The 19,236-nt window shown below is 31.7% G+C and carries 17 protein-coding genes and 3 pseudogenes; 13 read left to right on the plus strand and 7 right to left on the minus strand.

Annotated features, from left to right (window positions below):
- Position 1: 1 nt before the first annotated feature.
- Both P3U32_RS00430 and P3U32_RS00435 read left to right on the plus strand, forming a co-directional pair.
- Positions 2-1,042 (plus strand): annotated as a pseudogene (locus P3U32_RS00430) (Gfo/Idh/MocA family protein).
- A 12-nt stretch (positions 1,043-1,054) separates the two neighbouring features.
- The gene (locus tag P3U32_RS00435) at positions 1,055-2,023 is read left to right on the plus strand and encodes a sugar phosphate isomerase/epimerase family protein (RefSeq protein ID WP_048540507.1); all 969 of its coding nucleotides are present in this window, start codon (positions 1,055-1,057) and stop codon (positions 2,021-2,023) included.
- Positions 2,024-2,091: 68 nt separating this feature from the next.
- On the opposite strand, the gene P3U32_RS00440 is transcribed toward P3U32_RS00435, so the two are convergent.
- From P3U32_RS00440 to P3U32_RS00450, 3 genes and pseudogenes are all read right to left on the minus strand, one after another.
- Positions 2,092-3,233, minus strand: a protein-coding gene (locus tag P3U32_RS00440) for an IS3 family transposase (RefSeq protein ID WP_323702460.1) whose coding sequence is annotated in 2 segments (ribosomal slippage) — positions 2,092-2,963 and positions 2,963-3,233 — 1,143 coding nt in all. Because the reading frame shifts where the segments join, the coding sequence is not laid out codon by codon here.
- Between the two features lie 86 nt (positions 3,234-3,319).
- A pseudogene (locus tag P3U32_RS00445) lies at positions 3,320-3,739 on the minus strand (ArsB/NhaD family transporter); the annotation flags it as partial.
- The gene (locus P3U32_RS00450) at positions 3,739-4,053 is read right to left on the minus strand and encodes an ArsR/SmtB family transcription factor (protein WP_058611746.1); all 315 of its coding nucleotides are present in this window, start codon (positions 4,051-4,053) and stop codon (positions 3,739-3,741) included. The pseudogene P3U32_RS00445 and the gene P3U32_RS00450, both read right to left, overlap by 1 nt.
- A gap of 617 nt (positions 4,054-4,670) precedes the next feature.
- Between P3U32_RS00450 and P3U32_RS00455 the strand changes: the two genes are divergently transcribed.
- The 7 genes from P3U32_RS00455 to P3U32_RS00485 all read left to right on the plus strand — a co-directional run bounded on the left by P3U32_RS00455 (position 4,671) and on the right by P3U32_RS00485 (position 12,730).
- On the plus strand, positions 4,671-6,065 hold the full coding sequence (locus P3U32_RS00455) for an NAD(P)H-binding protein (RefSeq protein WP_058611747.1): 1,395 nt from the start codon (positions 4,671-4,673) through the stop codon (positions 6,063-6,065).
- A 645-nt stretch (positions 6,066-6,710) separates the two neighbouring features.
- The gene (locus P3U32_RS00460; protein ID WP_025907145.1) at positions 6,711-7,211 is read left to right on the plus strand and encodes a TspO/MBR family protein; all 501 of its coding nucleotides are present in this window, start codon (positions 6,711-6,713) and stop codon (positions 7,209-7,211) included.
- 4 nt (positions 7,212-7,215) lie between these two features.
- Positions 7,216-7,689 carry a glycosyl-4,4'-diaponeurosporenoate acyltransferase CrtO family protein gene (locus P3U32_RS00465; protein WP_323703644.1) on the plus strand — a complete coding sequence of 158 codons (474 nt, stop codon included), beginning with the start codon at positions 7,216-7,218 and terminating at the stop codon, positions 7,687-7,689.
- The gene (locus P3U32_RS00470) at positions 7,690-9,180 is read left to right on the plus strand and encodes a phytoene desaturase family protein (RefSeq protein WP_323703645.1); all 1,491 of its coding nucleotides are present in this window, start codon (positions 7,690-7,692) and stop codon (positions 9,178-9,180) included.
- Between the two features lie 66 nt (positions 9,181-9,246).
- Positions 9,247-10,290 carry a glycosyltransferase family 2 protein gene (locus P3U32_RS00475; RefSeq protein WP_323703646.1) on the plus strand — a complete coding sequence of 348 codons (1,044 nt, stop codon included), beginning with the start codon at positions 9,247-9,249 and terminating at the stop codon, positions 10,288-10,290.
- Positions 10,291-10,346: 56 nt separating this feature from the next.
- Positions 10,347-11,228 (plus strand): phytoene/squalene synthase family protein, encoded by an 882-nt coding sequence (locus P3U32_RS00480; RefSeq protein ID WP_323703647.1) that lies wholly within the window; start codon positions 10,347-10,349, stop codon positions 11,226-11,228.
- A complete protein-coding gene (locus P3U32_RS00485; RefSeq protein WP_323703648.1) occupies positions 11,225-12,730 on the plus strand; it encodes a phytoene desaturase family protein in 1,506 nt (501 codons plus the stop codon). The genes P3U32_RS00480 and P3U32_RS00485 overlap by 4 nt, the downstream gene beginning before the upstream one ends.
- A 176-nt stretch (positions 12,731-12,906) precedes the next feature.
- On the opposite strand, the gene P3U32_RS00490 is transcribed toward P3U32_RS00485, so the two are convergent.
- Positions 12,907-13,332, minus strand: a complete 426-nt coding sequence (locus tag P3U32_RS00490; RefSeq protein ID WP_041080228.1) for a pyridoxamine 5'-phosphate oxidase family protein — start codon at positions 13,330-13,332, stop codon at positions 12,907-12,909.
- Positions 13,333-13,515: 183 nt separating this feature from the next.
- Here P3U32_RS00490 and P3U32_RS00495 point away from each other — a divergent pair, with 183 nt between their 5' ends.
- Positions 13,516-14,889: a cryptochrome/photolyase family protein gene (locus P3U32_RS00495; protein ID WP_075100238.1), complete on the plus strand. Its 1,374-nt coding sequence runs from the start codon at positions 13,516-13,518 to the stop codon at positions 14,887-14,889.
- Between the two features lie 21 nt (positions 14,890-14,910).
- Entirely contained in the window at positions 14,911-15,351 is a 441-nt protein-coding gene (locus tag P3U32_RS00500; RefSeq protein WP_323703649.1) for an antibiotic biosynthesis monooxygenase family protein, read from the plus strand.
- A 213-nt stretch (positions 15,352-15,564) separates the two neighbouring features.
- Here the strand turns inward: P3U32_RS00500 and hxlB are convergent, their stop codons facing one another.
- Both hxlB and hxlA read right to left on the minus strand, forming a co-directional pair.
- Positions 15,565-16,113: a 6-phospho-3-hexuloisomerase gene (gene hxlB / locus P3U32_RS00505; protein WP_069820770.1), complete on the minus strand. Its 549-nt coding sequence runs from the start codon at positions 16,111-16,113 to the stop codon at positions 15,565-15,567.
- Entirely contained in the window at positions 16,100-16,735 is a 636-nt protein-coding gene (gene hxlA, locus P3U32_RS00510) for a 3-hexulose-6-phosphate synthase (RefSeq protein WP_069820771.1), read from the minus strand. Before hxlA ends, hxlB begins: the two co-directional genes overlap by 14 nt.
- 102 nt (positions 16,736-16,837) lie before the next feature.
- Between hxlA and P3U32_RS00515 the strand changes: the two genes are divergently transcribed.
- Positions 16,838-17,203, plus strand: coding sequence for a winged helix-turn-helix transcriptional regulator (locus P3U32_RS00515; protein ID WP_069820772.1), 366 nt, complete (start codon positions 16,838-16,840; stop codon positions 17,201-17,203).
- Between the two features lie 416 nt (positions 17,204-17,619).
- Positions 17,620-18,771 (plus strand): alcohol dehydrogenase catalytic domain-containing protein, encoded by a 1,152-nt coding sequence (locus P3U32_RS00520; protein ID WP_323703650.1) that lies wholly within the window; start codon positions 17,620-17,622, stop codon positions 18,769-18,771.
- Between the two features lie 35 nt (positions 18,772-18,806).
- On the opposite strand, the pseudogene P3U32_RS00525 reads toward P3U32_RS00520, so the two are convergent.
- Positions 18,807-19,140 (minus strand): annotated as a pseudogene (locus P3U32_RS00525) (transposase); the annotation flags it as partial.
- Positions 19,141-19,236: the final 96 nt, after the last annotated feature.

Consider the following 19,236-nt stretch of genomic DNA (forward strand, 5'->3'; position numbering starts at 1 on the left):
TATGGATAAACTTAAACTAGGTGTTATAGGTGTCGGCGGTATCGCACAAAACAGACATATACCAGCTTTACAAAAATTAAATCACTTAGCTGAAATTGTGGGTGTACAAGATATTAATCAAGAACTCGCTAAAAAAGTATCATCACAATTTCAAATTCCAAATGTCTTTTCAGAATATGAGGAGATGTTTAAAAGTGTAGATGCAGTCGTCATATGTACACCAAATAAATTTCATGCAGAAATAACAGTTGCAGCGTTAAATGCAGGTGTACATGTATTTTGTGAGAAACCAATGGCTATGAATCGCAAAGAATGTGATGCAATGATTGAAGCGGCAAATCAATCTGGTAAAGTGCTCGCAATAGGCTATCATTATCGCTTTACAGATGCCGCAATAACAGCTCGTCGTGCAATTGATGAAGGTGTTGTAGGTGATGCACTTGTAACGAGAGTACAAGCATTGCGTCGGAGAAAAGTGCCAGGTTGGGGTGTGTTTACAAATAAACAACTTCAAGGTGGAGGCAGTCTAATTGATTACGGATGCCATTTATTAGACCTTGCTTAATGGTTACAAACTGATGCGAAACCAGTCGAATTATTAGGTAAGACATACAACCGTTTAAGTCAGACACCTAATCAAATCAATGATTGGGGAACGTTTGATCATGAAACGTTTGAAGTAGATGACCATGTATCTTCATTTATAACATTTGAAGACGGTTCAACGATGCAGTTTGAATGCTCATGGTCTGCGAATATTAAAGAAGATAAAATTCACTTAAGTATGTCTGGTGTAGATGGTGGCATTAACCTTTATCCATTTGAAATTTATCAACCTCGATTTGGTACATTTTTCAACGAACAAGCATATGCTGAACATAATGAAAATATTGCTGCAGAACGTCAGACTTTAAACTTTGTGAACAGTTGCTTAGGACTAGAGTCGTTGGTCGTGAAACCTGAAGAAGCTAGACGCGTGAGTGCATTAATAGATGCAATTTATGAAAGTAGTGAACAAGGAACGAGTGTTAAAATAAAATAAGGGGTGTTACATATGAAAATTGGTGTATTTACAGTACTTTTTCAAGATAAAACGTTTGAAGAAATGTTAGATCATGTTGCAGAATCTGGATTGAAAATGGTCGAAATCGGTACAGGTGGGAATCCGGGTAACCATTTTTGTAATGTAGATGAATTGTTAGAAGATGAAAGTAAAAGACAAGCATTTATGGATGCTATCAAGAAACGTGGATTAGAAATCAGTGCATTCAGTTGTCATGACAATCCTGTTTCACCAGATAAAGAACATGCTAAACAAGCACATGAAACATTTATTAAATCGGTGAAATTAGCTTCGATTCTAGGTGTCCCAGTTGTTAATACATTTTCAGGTATACCAGGTTCAGATGAAGATGCTAAACATCCAAACTGGCCAGTAACACCGTGGCCAACAGCTTACTCAGAAATATTAGAGTGGCAATGGGAGAAGAAGTTAATACCTTATTGGAAAGAAGCGGCGCAGTTTGCTAAAGATCATAACGTTAAAATAGGGATTGAACTACACGCTGGATTCTCAGTACATACACCACATACACTTTTAAAACTTAGAGAAGCGACAAACGATGCGATTGGTGCGAACTTAGATCCAAGTCATTTATGGTGGCAAGGCATTGACCCGATAGCAGCCATTAAAATATTAGGTAAAGCTGGTGCGATTCATCATTTTCATGCAAAAGATACTTATATCGACCAAGAAAATGTCAATATGTACGGATTAACAGATATGCAACCGTATAGTTCAGTTCAATCAAGAGCTTGGACATTCAGAACAGTTGGTTATGGACATAGCCCACAAGTATGGGGAGATATTATTAGTGCGTTGAGAATCAATGGATATGATTATGTCGTGAGTATAGAACATGAAGACCCAATCATGTCAGTAGAAGAAGGATTCCAAAAAGCAGCACATAATTTACAAACAGTGAATATAAACGAATCATTAGATAATATATGGTGGGCATGAAGAAAACCATGGTTTCAGCTTGAGGGCACTGCACCCTTACTAAGGGAGCTCAATAAAAACACTATTTTCTAGGCTGCTAATTTCCTATATTCTATAGGGGATAAGTAGCCTAGTTTTTGTTGAATTCTAACTTTATTATAGTTTTCAATGTAATTTTCGACAATATCTATTACAATAGTATTAGAGCTTCTAAGCTCACTGTTTAAGTAGAATGTTTCACACTTTAGAGAGGCATGAAAACATTCTATTGGGGCATTATCAGCTGGCGTTCCCTTACGGGACATGCTTCTGGTAATGCCTTTTTCTGTACATAGGGCATAGTATTCATAAGAAGTATACACACTTCCTTGATCACTATGTAATATAGCTCCTGGTTCCAATTGAAGTTGTTTTAATGTCTCATTTACTAATTCTTGATTTTGGTTTTTACCAATTTTATATGCCACAATTTCACCATTGTAAGCATCCATGATAGATGAAAGATACAACATTGTATTCCCGAAGGGTAAATAAGTGATATCTGTTAAAAGTACTTCTAAAGGTTTCTCTGCTTTGAAATTTCTATTCAATAGATTATGTGTCTTATAATATGGGTTTCCTGGTCTTTTCGATTTCTTCACGCGTACTTTACAATTTAATTTATGTTTTTGCATAATCCTTTGTACTTTCTTGTGATTAATTTTTTTATTATTTTTTCTATTTAACAAGGCAGTTATTTTTCTATAACCATATGTAAAACGATGTTTCTTACATAGTTCTATAATTTCTCGTTCATCCTCAGATATACTGAAATCTTTGTTTTTCCATCTGTAATAATTTGATTTTGGAATATCTAAAGCTTCTAAAATGACTTTCACTGTATATTTAGATTTCAATTCATTTACTAATTCAACAACTACTTCTGGGACCACTTCCTTTCCAATTCCTTGTACTTTTTTAAAATTTCATTTTCTACTTCTTTGCGCTTTAATTCAATTTTTAGTGTTTCAACAGTGCTAAATTCTTCATTTCCTTTTCCATAGGAATATTGTTTACCTACTTGTTGATTGAATCTATGTGTTTCCCCATTTCTATACCATTTCCACCACACTTTAACTTGAGATTCATTTTTAATATTTAAAGCATCCATTATTTCTCTTGCGCTATATCCTTTAAGTTTCATTTCTACTACTTTATATTTTGTTTCAACTGAATATGCCACTCTTTTCATAGAAAAAACACCTCCGTATAAATTCATTTTAATATGAATTCAACGAAAGTGTTTTTATTTTACTCCCACATCCTGGGGTTAGTGCAAAAGGGGAAAATCATTTTTTTATTAAATCCTAGATTCCTTACCATCGCTAATACAATGGGCGTTAAGATTAAAGCTGCACCATCATTGGCGAAAAATGCTGCTACAACTGACCCTAATAACATAATAAAAACAAACATTTTTAAGCCGTTACCGTTTGACGCTTTGACCATATGTATCGCGGACCATTCAAAAAATCCAATTTCATCTAATATTAATGAAATAAGAATAACAGCTACAAAGGTTAAAGTAGCATTCCAAACAATGCCTGTTACTTCTATTACATCTGAAAAACTTACGACCCCTATAATAATCGCAACGACAGCTCCAATTAAAGCTGTAATACCAATATCTAAACCTTTTGGTTGCCAAATTACAAAGGTTAAAGTTAAAAGAAAAATAGCAATAGCAAAAATTGTCATTAACATTCACCTGATTTCATACTTTTACACAGGCAACGTTGATTAGATGTATTAATAACTTTTAAATTTTGAGTAATATCATCTAAAATAGCGTGATTAAGTTGATACATGTGTTTATTACCATTTTTTCGAGTAGTAACTAAATTGTTATCTATTAATGACTTCATGTGATGACTGAGGGTAGGTTGTGAGAATTGAAAGTGTTCTAACAACTCACAAGCACATAACTCACCACAAGATAATAAATCTAGTATTTCCAATCTACTTGGATCAGAGAAAATTTTGAATATTGATGATAGTTCTTTATAAGACATAAATATACCTCCTAGACATTACATAGACTATCATCTATATTGACTTTTGCCTATGTAATATATTCTAGTGGCTAAATAGAGTTTGAAAATGAGATAACTAAAGAAATATAAAAAGAGTTCCATAATATATTCAAGAAAATCTTGTATCCGAAGATATGGCTGAACACAAATAGATACATAATAAATTTATTATAAAAAAATAAAATAATATGATTATTTGAAATTAGAAAAAACGCATAAAGTTAGTTAATGATAAGCATAACATTTCTCAGGTATTATAAAGTTAATTTAAAAAATAATGATTAAATTAGATACTATTCCAATCACTATGTGCAGTAATAGTGAAAATCTCTTAGCTCTAACGAATCATTATAAATTTTATTTGTTTGAGTAAGGCTGAAACTGACATTAAGTTAAAAAATGGAATCGTTTTAATTAATTTATAAGGTTAAATGCTATTACCTAAATATTTGTTAGCGAATATTTAAAAAGGGTATTTACTCTATAGTATGAAAAAGAGAAAAAAATAAATATGTAGAAAATCAATGATTTAATAAGAATAACCCAAACTATTTAAAGTAAGAACTATAATTTAAAAGTTGAAAGGAATGAATGTTATGGCGCGTATATTATTAACAGGTGCTTCTGGATACATTGGAAGTAATTTGATGAAAAAATTAAAAGTTGAAAATGAAATAATTGCTATTTCAAGAAATATAGAAAATAAAGTAGATGAGAAAAATGTAACTTGGAAGAAAGCAGATATATTTTCATTAATTGATGTTGAAAATGTTATGAAAGATATTGATATTGCTATTTACTTAGTCCATTCAATGATGCCGAATTCTAAGCTTACACAAGCTAAATTTGAAGATATGGATTTTTTATTAGCTGATAATTTTGGAAGAGCTGCTAAAAAAGAAGGTGTTAAGCACATTATTTATATGAGTGGTCTAATACCAAAAGAGGATAATCTTTCTCGACATTTAGAGAGTCGATTAGAATGTGAAAAAGTACTTGGTTCATATGGAGTGCCAGTCAGTACACTTAGAGCAGGTTTAATAGTTGGATCGAACGGCTCTTCATATCCAATTTTAAAAAAATTGACACAACGATTACCATTATTGTTGTTACCTAAATGGGCAAATAATATTACACATCCTATCTATATTGATGATGTCATAAATTCAATTACTAAAGTCGTATCAAGAAGGCCTAAACTAAATGAATCAATTGATGTTGGTGGTCCAGATGAGTTGACATATAAGGATTTATTTAAGCAAACGGCTAGTGTTTTAAATAAAAAAATGCCAATGTTTAATTTGCCGATTATACCTTTGATTCTCTCTAAATACTGGATAAGACTTATTAGCGGTGAAAAGAAAGAAATTGTGTATCCTCTTATGGACAGTTTAGTTCATAATATGAGAATGGATAATAAAAATTATATAGAAGGAATATCCGATGGGAAAACTACATTTAAAGAAAGTGTTAAATTAGCATTAAAAAATGAATCATCGAGTAAGAAAAAGAAAAACAAAAGTAAAACGATAAAAAATGTGAAATCTGTTCAAAGGTTTCGAATACCTACTCATATGACTATAGAAGATATAGCAAATGATTATATGGAATGGTTAAATAATCTTAATAATAAAATAATCTCTACTAAATACATTAACGGTAGATACATGATTTCACTTTTTCCTATAAAGAACCCTATATTAATATTAGAAAAGTCGGACTCCCGTTCAGATGTAAATAGGCAACTTCTCTATATAACTGGGGGAGGATTTTCAAAAAATAAAAATAAAGGTAGAGCGAGAATGGAGTTTCGTAGAGTACTAAATAAAAATGAATGTATAGTAGCTATTCATGAATATGAACCTACACTTCCATGGATTATTTATAAACTAACGCAAGCAAGAATACACTTATACGTTATGACTTTATACAATATACATCTAAAATCAATAGAATATAAAGTTAATAAATTGAATTTAGATAAGATTTAATATCTTTGAATCATAGTGAATATTCAAGGGGGGATATACATGAAAATCTATATTACATTCTTAAAAATTTTAAGGTTTTTTATAAAACAATTTTTAAAAATTTATTGGACTATATGCGGAATAGTATCTTACGTTTTGATTAAATATAAAAAAAATTAACCTAATACTATGTTTAAAGTTGTTATTAAAGGGTAATATAGGATTAAGAGACTAGAGCTCTTGTCATATTAAGTGAAAGCGAGTTGAAGGATTAATTCCTTGCTCGCTTTTTATAAAACTAAATAAATGAAAATTACTTATTTAGCGGACTTTAATATAAAAAATCTATTTAAAGTGTTTTAATTTAAAAAAACAGTTTTCAATAAAATAACACCCCACTAATCAGTGAGGTGAAAAGGATTTTCTAAATATGTGTTGAATAGATAAAAGATATAAAACATTCAATCTAAATATATTATATATCAAAAAAAGATAAATTTAAATAAAATCAGCCTATTTTTTACATAAAATACTATATTAATATTTAAATGGAAATAGACTTTAAATTATATATTGAAAATGTTTTTGATAGAAAAATAACATGACTAATAGAGATGTGCAACCTCTAGAGATAAAAGCAAGTTACTCTAAAAAAGGAGAATAAATATGAATGTAATTGAAACAATAAAAACAATCATAAAAGTGATAACACCAATTATCGGTGGTAAATTTATAGGTAAATTTGCAGTGAAAAACGCGAGAAAAGATTATAAAAATAATGTTAGACCACCTTTTTCACCCCCCGGCTATGTCTTTCCAATTGTGTGGCCAATATTTTATACAACGATGGGCGTAGCTTATGCATTAGTGACTAATAAATCTACTAGTAAGGATTTGAAAGGTGCTTATTACACGCAATTAAGCCTGAATTATCTATGGTCGATATTATACTTCAAATATAAATTACGCTTTAGTGCGTTGATAGAGAGTGTTGTATTACTGGGCGCAGTAGTTACAACAACTGTGAAATTTTTCAATGTAAAAAAAGTTGCTGGCATTTTACTAGTTCCATATATGCTTTGGAGCGCTTTTGCTACTTATTTAACAGCTGGTAATTGGTATTTAAATAAAGATAACCCAAGCTATACAGAGAAATCTGAGAATTAAATTGATGAAAAAGATTATATATATTGCGCTATATTGGTTTATAGTTCAAATGATTATAGCTCAACTTGGTATTCGTATTAGTTATAAGTTCTTAGAAAAAGATAATAAGTATTTTCGAAGTTGGAATTTTGAACAAGAGGGTCAATTATGGCAACAATTAGTTAAAGTGCAATATTGGAAAGATCATTTGCCAGACGGTCAAAATCTTAACCCTAATATCAGTAGTAAAGCGACTTTCGATATATCTAAAAATATGAATGATATACAGCGTTTTATATTAGAAACTAGACGTGCAGAGATGGTTCATTTGCTATCCATATTTCCTGTTATTGCGTTTTTTAAAGCGTCAAAAAGCGTTAAAATTATTAATTTCGTATATGTCATTATAGCTAATGTGCCTTGTATGATTGTTCAGCGCTATAATCGCCCTAAGTTAATACGTATTTATAATAAATTACAAAAAAGAAAAGGTGATTAAATGGGAAATAAGAAAGTGGTTGTCATAGGAGGTGGCTTGGGAGGGATTGCTAGCGCAATTTGTATGGCTCAAGCAGGCTATCAAGTGGATTTATATGAACAAAATAAGCATATCGGTGGAAAGGTAAATAGGTTGGACATAGATGACTATGGATTTGATCTCGGTCCATCAATTTTAACCATGCCTAAAGTATTTCAACGCTTATTTCAACGATGTGATGAAAGGCTAGAAGATTATGTTAGTATTCGTAAGTTAAGTTTACAGATTAGAAACGTTTATCCAGATGGCCAAATTTTAGATTTATATGAATCCATGGAAGATATATTAACAAATAATGAATCGTTAACAAATAAAGATATAGAGCAACTTTCTTCGTTTTTTAGTTACGCACAAAAGATACATCAAGTTGCTGAAAAAAGTTACTTTGATAAGGGATTAGATACGATGTTTGCCATTATTCGTTATCATGGTACGTTTTCAGCTTTAAAGCAATTCGATTATTTTCATACAATGCAACAAGCCATTAATAAAAGGGTGGATAACCCATATTTAAGAGAAATGCTAGGTTATTTCATAAAATATGTAGGCTCCTCATCTTATGATGCTCCGGCTGTATTGAGTTTATTACCTCAAATGCAACATGAGGAAGGTTTGTGGTACGTAGATGGTGGCATTCATAATTTAGCGGAAGCGATGGAACAATTAGCAAGAAAATTAGGTGTGGGCATACATTTTAACACCCCTGTAAAACGTATCAATTATAATAGTCAAAATAAGGTGACAGGGATTACAATAGAAAGTAATGAGGAAATATATGCAGATTACATTATATCTAATATGGAAGTAATCCCTGTTTATAAATATTTATTGAATTTTGATGCAAATCAAATAAACAAATTGGAACGTAAATTTGAGCCAGCTAGTTCAGGTTATGTCATGCATCTTGGTGTGGACAAAAGTTACCCAGAGCTTCAACATCATAACTTTTTCTTTTCAAGTAATTCTAAAGTTAATTATGATCAAGTTTTTCACCAGTATGTTTTGCCTGAAGATCCGACTATTTATGTAGTGAATACAAATAAAACAGATAAGACACAGGCGCCAGAAGGACACGAGAATATAAAAATATTGCCACACATACCATACATTCAGAATAAGTCATTTAGTGAAGCAGAATATCTGCAATTCCGAGAACGTATATTGAATAAATTAGAGTCTATGGGCTTAAAAGATTTGAGAAGGCACATTGTATATGAAGATATATGGACGCCACATGACATTGAAAATACATACAATTCTAATAAAGGAGCTATATATGGCGTAGTTTCTAATAAGAAGAAAAATAAAGGTTTCAAGTTTCCTAAAAAAAGTCAGTACTTCAAAAATTTGTACTTTGTAGGTGGTTCTGTAAATCCTGGCCCTGGTATGCCTATGGTCACTTTGAGTGGTATGCAAGTAGCAGAAGCTATTATTAATGGAGAAAGTAGTTGAGGCTGAATGATACTTTATATAATAGCAATAGTATTGACGATACTATCACTAATAAGTGGAATGTGTATGTATGCGCGTCGAGCGATTATAAATAACTCCGGAAAAGAAAGAGGTCAGACAGCCGTCAGTGTTATTGTACCTGCTAGAAATGAAGCGGAGAACTTACCTAAATTACTTAACAGTATAAGTAAAGAGCAAGAAATAGAAGTAATTGTTATGGATGATGGTTCAACTGATGAGACACAAGTTGTTGCTAGATATTATGGTGCGAGCGTATATACTGTTGAAAATGATACTACATGGCAAGGTAAGTCACATGCTTGTTGGCAAGGTAGCAAATATGCAACGCATGATTTATTGATGTTTGTTGATGCTGATGTTCAGTTTACTTGTGATGATAGTATTCAAAATATAGCCAATCAATATGATTTACAAGGTGGTAAAGGTTTGTTATCAATACAACCTTATCACAAGATAAAAAAGCTATATGAAAATATATCGGCGATTTTTAATTTAATGACAATCGTAGGTATGAATCAATTTTCAATCACGAAATCAGCAAATAATGAGCAAGGCACGTTTGGACCCGTCCTTGTGACAAATAAGCAAGATTATAAATTGACACAAGGACATTTGAAAGCTAAAAACCATATCATTGAAGGTTTTGCAATAAGTAAGGCATATCATGAATATGATTTGCCAGTGAATTTGCATGAAGGTCAAGGTGTGGTCAATTTTAGAATGTATCCTCAAGGATATAAAGCTCTATTAGAAGGGTGGAGTAAACACTTTGCACTTGGCTCTCAAATAACTAAAACATCTACACTTATGTTTGTATTTTTATGGTTATTTGGTTCACTTGAATCAATTTTAGCAGTGCTTTTTTCAATTAATTTAAGTTTATTATATATATTATTAGCTATTACTTTATATTTTATTTATGCTATACAGTTTCATATATTTATTCGAAGAACAGGAAATTTTAATCTCGTTGCGAGTTTATGTCATCCATTGCTTTTTACATGCTTTGTCGTAATATTTTTTAAATCATGGCTAGATATAAATGTATTTAAACGTATACATTGGAAAGGCCGTAGAATAGATTTATAACTTAAGTTTTTTATATTAGTCCCAAGCAGTTCTAGACATATTGAGGAGGCCAATAAATGAATCAACTAGAGAGAGATTATAACCACTGTCATAATATAATGAAAACACATTCGAAAACGTTTTCATATGCCTTTGATTTTTTGGATATAAAAAGGAAAAAAGCAATTTGGGCAATTTATGCAGTTTGTAGAATTATTGATGACAGTATTGATAAATACAAAGACCTTGAGCAACTAGACAGCATAGCTAGAGATTTAGATATGATTTATAGTGATTATGATTATATTCAAGCGTATCATAGTGATAAAGCTATTATGAATGCTTTAAGTAACACTTTGGATACATATACAATACCTAAAAAGCCTTTTGAATCTCTTATTCAATATGTGAAAGAAGATTTAGATTTAAAAGTAATCCAAACTGATTCAGATTTATACGATTATTGCTATGGTGTTGCAGGTACTGTCGGTGAATTGTTAACTCCTATATTAGCTTCATCAAATAAAAATAGTTTTGAGCAAGCTAAAGAAGCTGCGATTGCTTTAGGTAAGGCACTGCAAATAACTAATATTTTAAGAGATGTTGGTGAAGATTTTCAAAATGGAAGAATTTACCTTAGTGCAGAAAAGTTAGTTGAATATCAAGTTGATTTGCAATCTGTATATCATGAAGGCATTACGTCAAATTATATTCAACTATGGGAAAGTTATGCTTTAAAGGCAGTTAGTTTATATGATATTGCATTAAATGGTATAAATTATTTTGATACAGAGGTACGTTACATTATCGAACTAGCTGCGACTGCCTATCTTGAAATACTTGAGGAAGTTAGAAAATCAAACTATAGCTTGCATAAGAAAGTATATGTGAGTAAATTGAAAAAAATGAAAATTTATCGTGAAATCAGTGAGAAATATAATAGGAGTGAACCTTTATGAAAATTGCGGTTATAGGCGGCGGTGTTTCAGGGTTAGCTGCAGCTTCAAGATTAGCAGCAAACGGTCACCAAGTAGATTTATATGAAAAAAACCAACAGATAGGCGGCAGGATGAATCAAATTAAGCAAGATGGTTTTACATTTGATATGGGACCAACTATTGTAATGATGCCTGAGATTTATCGAGATGTTTTTAATTATGCAAAAAAAAATATGAATGATTACTTAGAAATTAAACAATTAGCACATATATATGATGTTTATTTTAGTGAAACAGATCAAATTCGCGTTCCTACAGATCTTGCTCAATTAAGAGAAATGCTCGAAAGTATTGAACCTAACTCTACACATGGTTTTATGTCCTTTTTAACAGATATATACGAAAGGTACGAAATAGCACGAAAATATTTTCTAGAACGTACGTTTAGGAAGCCTACAGACTTTTATAATCCTTTTACAATATATCAAGGTATAAAACTTAAAACTTTTGATAAAGCAGATAATTTAATTGAAAAATATGTTGATAATGAAAAAATTCAAAAAATCTTAGCATTTCAAACATTATATATAGGTATCGATCCTAAACGAAGTCCCTCATTGTATTCAATTATACCTATGATAGAGTTGATGTTTGGTGTTCATTTTATAAAAGGTGGTATGTATAGCTTTGTTAAAGCACTTCAAACACTAAATGAAGAATTGAGTACTCAAATTTATACAAATGCAAATGTTGAAGAAATAATCATTGATAGCAGGTATAAGCGTGCGGAAGGTCTAAAAGTAAATGGACGTATAGAAAAGTATGACAAAATAATTTGTACTGCTGATTTTCCATATGCTACTTCATCTTTAATTAAAAATGAACATCATCCTAAGAAGTATACGACACAGAAAATTGATAATATGGACTATTCTTGCTCAGCCTTTTTAATGTACATAGGGGTTGATAAAGATTTATCTGAAGATATCTTGTTACATAATGTTATATTTTCAAAGGATTTTGATAATAATATCAATGAAATATTTTCCGGGGAAATATCCCAAGATCCATCAATATATGTATACGCTCCTAGTGTGGAAGATCAGTCGTTAGCGCCAGAAGGTCAAACAGGTATTTATGTGCTGATGCCCGTTTCAGAATTGAAAACAGGTGATACGGATTGGTCTGATGAGTCAACAATCATACAAGTGAAAGATATTATTTACAATAAGCTTTCTACGATTAAAGCGTTAAAAGATTTGAAAAAGCAAGTTGTGACAGAAATTATTTATACGCCTAAGGATTTTGAAGGAGATTATAATGCTAAATTTGGAGCAGCCTTTGGTTTAATGCCTACTTTAGCGCAAAGTAACTATTACAGACCGCCTAATGTGAGCAGAGATTACAAAAATTTGTATTTTGCTGGAGCTAGTGTTCATCCAGGGGCAGGAGTGCCAATTGTACTGACGAGTGCTAAAATTACAGTTGATGCTATGTTAGAAGATATTAATAATGGTATATAAAAAACGGGAGTGGGACAGAAATCAAATTTTCTAATATAGATTTCGTAGTCCCACCCCGGCAAGGGTGACTAGGATTGAAAAAAGCTTGATATAATCGCATTTTCAATTCAGTCACCTACTGCCAAATTGAAAACGAGCCTGAGACATCTATTTATGTCCTAGGCTCGCCTTTTTAACTAATCGAACGTAATGGTTTGTGGTGCGTCTAATTTTTTATCGTTCATAATTTTTATGGATTTTGGTATTACTTTAATTACACACAAGTTTGGATCATCCTTAGAGTCAAAAAAGGACTTATCTTGTTTGTTCCAAATCCAATCAATAGTCTCTTGATCTTTCAGTATTTCAACATTAGCATCAATTTCTAGAAAACTACGATTATTCGTTTCATCGTAACCTATAAGTACGTGAGCTTTGGGATTATCTTTAAATTCAGCAATTTTTTTAGACTCAATGCTTGTCTTAGTATAAAGTGTGTGTCCATCATTATAAAATACCATGTATCTACTATTAGGTGTATTGTTATGTGCAGTAGATAGGACACCTATTTTTGATGTATTTAATATATTTTCAATTTCATTTTGTAATTGTTTGTTATTCATAATTTAATCACCTCTGATAATAATATACCCTGAAGTTGCCTATAATATGTAAGGTATTAAAATTTATTTTATTTTTTAGTGAATTATACAAAAGTTAAAACGGGTATATGATTGAAAACACAATCTTAAGTTAAAGGACAATTATAAAGTGAATTTGTATGAAACAAGCTGGGAGGCAATAAAATGCATTTAGGAGTCATACTTAACAGAGTTTTTAGAACGAAAGATAATCCACTTTTTCAATATATAGTGAAGCATCAAAATGAGATAAATAAATTGTATTTTATCTTACCTTTAGAAGATTTAACTGACGCATCAGAAGTAAAACGTGACTATTACTATAAAGTTGTAAAAGGATTTGTAAATGCTTTAGATAAGCATGATTTACAACCTTATATTGTCACATACGAAAAGCTAGGTGAATTAGCAGAAACATTGGCGTTATCTCACGTATTAGTAGCAAAAGATATTATGAGTTATCACAAAGAAATATATGACTATCCTCATGTAAAAAAGGCTTTTGAAAATCACCAAGTTACAGTAATTGGACAGCGCGTGAATCATTATTTTGAGCCAACAAAGACTTTTAATAAACAGCAACAGCCTTATAAAGTATTTACTAGTTTTTATAAAGCAAATCGTCAGGACTTAGTACACACCCCTAAAAAAAGTTATCAATTTAAGCAGTTGTCTCAAATTGCGGAAAAGGGTTCAAATCAAAGTGACTTAAAATTTGAAAATAATAAAGATATAGAAAAGTTAGCGCGTAAAGCTTGGGATGATTTTTTAAATGGTGACATAGCTCATTATGATAAATTGACTGACGATGTGTCGCAGGATTTTGTAAGTGGATTAGGTAAATATTTAGCATATGGACTACTCGATATTCGTGAAATTATAAATGATTTACTTGAAGATTATGAGAGCGATGAAAAAAATTTTGAAGCTTTTATAAGAGAGGTTCTATTCCGTGAATTTTATTATGTGTTAATGACACAGTATTCAGAAACGGCAACTAAATCTTTTTCTGAAAAATATCGAAACATGCAATGGTCGTATAATAAAACACATTTTGAAGTATGGAAAAAAGGTCAAACTGGTTACCCAATCGTTGATGCTGCAATGAAGAAGCTGAATCGTACAGGCTATATGCATAATCGCTTACGAATGGTCGTATCACAATTTTTAACGAAAAATTTATTTATTGATTGGACTTGGGGGGAGGAGTACTTTAGACAGTATTTGATAGATTATGATAATGCATCTAATGTACATGGATGGCAGTGGTCAGCATCAACTGGAACAGATGCAGTGCCTTATTTCAGAATGTTTAATCCTATACGTCAAAGTGAGCGTTTTGATGCGCAAGGGTATTTTATTAAAACACAGCTAGAAATATTTAATGATGTGAGCAGTAAATACATTCATGATCCAACTAAATATAAAGACAAGTTACAAGAAATTTATCATATTGAAATTGGAAAAGATTATCCACAGACTATCGTGAATCATAAAAATAGTAGAGATTATGTTATGGATAAATTTAAGCAATTTTGACATATCATCCAATAAAAAGGAGTGATTCATTTGTTGAAAAATGAAATACATCGTATTTATTTAGACAAAAATAATAATGAGATAACTATTAATAGATTTAATGTGACATGTCACTATACTATATTAGAACAAATTAATGATTTGCCACAATATGGTTATGCAGTTTTAAACCATTTATATGCTAATCCTGGTTTAGAGGCAGACTTCGAGCGTGTGTTCTTAAATAGAGATAAACATCTAGAGAATACTAAAGGGTTTGAAAATCTATTATTTCTAAAGCCACATAGTACACATGAACATCATGTTATCATTACGTTTTGGCAAGACGAAGCAGCTTATAAACATTGGCAAGAGTCTCAGGAATATAAAGCATCCCATAAAAATAGAGGGACCAAGCAAGGTGCTGATAAATCTATTGTAAACAGAAACCTATCATTTAATATTAGTTTAGAATTTAAATAACATAATTTTTGAATTAAATGATATTTCTGCAAACATATAGGCGAGTTATTTAAATACTAACTTGCCTATTTTTTAAGCGATATAAAAATTTTAGCAAAATCACTGATAAGGGGAAGCTTACCACAAGTGATGCGGTTTTTATTATTACATACACATGATAAGAGACCTCTCTATAATTATAGGGAGGTCTCTTTGTCTATTTTCTGATTCTTATCACTCTAAATTCGCATGATTATTCTGCATTGTTTCTTCATCAACATTTAGTGCTTCTTGAATCGTTAACACGACACTGTCTAAATAGATTTGACTGCTCTGCTCAAAGAGACTGCCTAAAGGTTGTTTTGAACCTTCTGCATCGTATTTTGTACCAGCAGGTAATACGATGGTTAGGTCTGCAATATCAGCAATTGGTGATTCGTCTTTTGTTGATAATAATAATACATATGCTTCATTATCTTTCGCTGTTTGTGCGAGCAATTTTAAATGAGCTGTAGAGCCTGAACCTGATGCTATAACAAAGACATCATTTTTCTGAATTGATGGTGTATTTGTTTCACCCACGACATAAGCCTTTTTGCCTAATTGATTTAATCTCATGGCGAAGCTCTTAATAACGAGACCAGAACGACCTTTACCGGCAACAAATATGGATGATGCATCCATAAGATCTGTTGAAAATTTCTCTAATTCTGCTACATCAACATGTGATAATGTCTGCTTTATTTCATTTAAAATTAATTCAAAATGATTAAGCATGTGCATCAACGATTTCACGACATTTTTTAGCAGCAGCTTTTGGATCATCAGCATTTGCGATACCGCCGCCTACGATAATTAAGTCGGGTTTTTCGGCTGCTACTGTTTCGATTGTATCAGGTTTAATACCTCCAGCTACCGCTACCTTAGAACGTGAAATCACTGATTTCACAGTACGTAAACTTTCTAAAGGTGATACTCCTTCAGCCTGTAAATCATATCCAGTGTGAACTGCGATATAATCAGCACCCATTTTATCTAATTCAGCTGCACGCTGTTCTAAATTTTGAACTGCAATCATATCAACTAATAGTTCTTTACCGTGTTTGTGTGCTTCTTCAATAGCGCTTTTAATTGAAGCATCTTCAGCCACTCCTAAGATTGTTACGATATCAGCACCAAACTTTATAGCTTGGCTTACTTCATATCCAGCAGCATCCATAATTTTCAAGTCTGCTAATACTTGTGTGTTATTAACTGATTTACTCATATGTTCAACGGCAGATAGCCCTTCGTTTATAACGATAGGTGTTCCAATTTCTACGATATCAATAAATTCTTCTACTTCTTGAGCTAACTTTGCTGCCTCTATTTGATCTAATAAATCGATTGCTAATTGTAATTTCATAATAATTTCCCCTCTCTATCTTTTATGTTCCCATTATGGTATTATTTAAATAAAAAAACAATACTGACATTTTAGTCACTATAAATAAGTGGAGGGTTTAAATTGTTAATTGAATATAATAATAAAGAATTTTATACATCGAAAGATTTGGCGCTATCTGTAATTGGTGGTAGGTGGAAAATCGCAATCATCTATCATCTTTTACATGATGATAGATTAAGATTAAGTGAATTTCAAAACAAATTGCCGGACATCAATCAACGTATGTTAATCAGACAACTTCGCGAGCTGGAACAAGACAAAATCATTGAAAGAACAGTGTACCCAGTAGTGCCACCTAAGGTAGATTACAAATTGACAGAAATAGGATTAAAACTTGATAATGTTGTTTCTTCAATTTGCAATTGGGGGGATGAGTTTTTAGAAATAATTAATAGTGATAATGGTTCAAATGCAAATGAAATATAAGAGTGATATAAAGTGCTAATAGAAATTAAAATCTGAGCCTATAGTATAGCTAAAAACAAACGTTAATAAAACCCAATAATCAGATTATATGAACTATAAATTATTATGAGGTGATTCGATGAAAACGATAAAGATTATTGGAGCAAAACAGAATAATTTAAAAGATATATCACTAGAGATACCGAAACATTAGTTCACTGTCTTTACAGGATGCTAGGCGGCTGGAAAGTCTTCTCTAGTATTTAATACGATTGCTGCAGCTTCAAAATAAGAAAGGTTAAATCAATAAGAATTACAAATTACTCAACCGCTATATGGATATTTATTTTAAAGGGACATCAAAGTTAAGAGGTTTTTATAACGCTAAGTAAGGGTATAAATTACATGCAAGTATCATATAAAGGGGAGTGTTGTATATGAAGGCAGTGACATTTCAAGGCAAGAAGAAAATGAAAATGAAAAAAGTTCCAGATCCAAAGATAATTGAGCCAACTGATGCAATTATTAAGATTACCGCTTCAGGTATATGTGGATCGGACTTACATTTATATCATCAAGGCGATATGTTTATGGATAAAGATTTTGTTATCGGGCATGAACCGATGGGAATTGTTGAAGAAGTCGGTAAAGATGTTAAAAAACTAAAAAAAGGTGATCGTGTAGTCATTCCGTTTAATATAGGTTGTGGTGATTGTTTCTACTGTAATAATCAAATGGAATCGCAATGTGATCAATCGAATGAAGAACCTGCCAACTGGAAGATGGATAACGGTGCATTATTTGGTTTTGGGGAGATGCACGGAAATTTCTGGGGTGGACAAGCAGAATATTTAAGAGTTCCTCATGCTGATTTTTCTTCATTTGTTGTGCCGGATAGTGATTTAAAAGATGAACAAGTATTATTTTTATCTGATGTAGTGCCTACTGCTTATTGGAGTGTCGAACATGCAGGTGTGAAAGCAGGGGATACTGTTATTGTATTAGGGTGCGGTCCTATTGGATTAATGGCACAAAAATTTGTAAAGATAAAAGGTGCCACTCGTGTTATAGCAATAGATAATGTCGAACATCGACTAGAGCATGCCAAAAAATATAATGGTGCGGAAGTTTATAATTTCGATAAAGAAAAAGAAATAGGAAAGCTATTAAAAGAACAAACAAGTGGCGGTGCCGATGTGGTTATCGATTGTGTTGGATTTGATGGATCGCAATCAAGCCCAGAACCAAAACTTTCAAAAAAATCTCAACAGAGAGGAACAATTAGTCCAATTATTACTGCTGCTGAATCAGTTCGTAAATTTGGTACGATTCAACTTACAGGAATTTATGGTACTCCGGCTGATAATTTCCCGATTGACTTAATATTTAATCGCAATGTTCGTTTAACTACTGGTCAAGCACCAGTCATTCATTTAATGCCTAAATTATATGAAATGATTAAAGATGAAGTATTTGATCCGACTGAAATTATCACGCATACTTTCCCACTAGAAAAAGCGGATGAAGCTTATAAAGTTTTTGATAAAAAGCGTGATAATAATATTAAGGTTGTATTTAAGCCGGAATAATTATTTAGAAGAGTTTGTCAAATTAAGTGTGTAAGTTATTCAAGATATTTTATAACGCTATCCTTAATTTGATTATGTAAAGGAAGCTGATGCAAGACCATAGACCAGTTTGGAATGAAACCAGTTAACCAATTTTTCAAGTTCTTTTGTTCTTATGAAGCGAAGTTTTAAGAGCGCATTCTCATTTGGGAATGCGCCTTTTTGTTACCTTTCGTTAATTAGAATGGATACTTTCAACAGCGTGTGCTGTATACATGATTTCAGAGAAGTAGTAAAAGTTTTATAGTCTTTGCTTGGTACATATTTAACTGGATTTCTAATGAGGTATACAATACATCTTTGAACAATTACTTGTGAGAAATTTGCTTTTCTATTATTATAATGGACAAGTAATAAGAGAGTACTACCTTGCTGCACCTAACCACGGAGATTAGGCGAAAGACATGTCCTTTTAGCAGGTCTTTT

Source organism: Mammaliicoccus sp. Dog046 (genome assembly GCF_034039665.1).
GTDB lineage: Bacteria > Bacillota > Bacilli > Staphylococcales > Staphylococcaceae > Mammaliicoccus.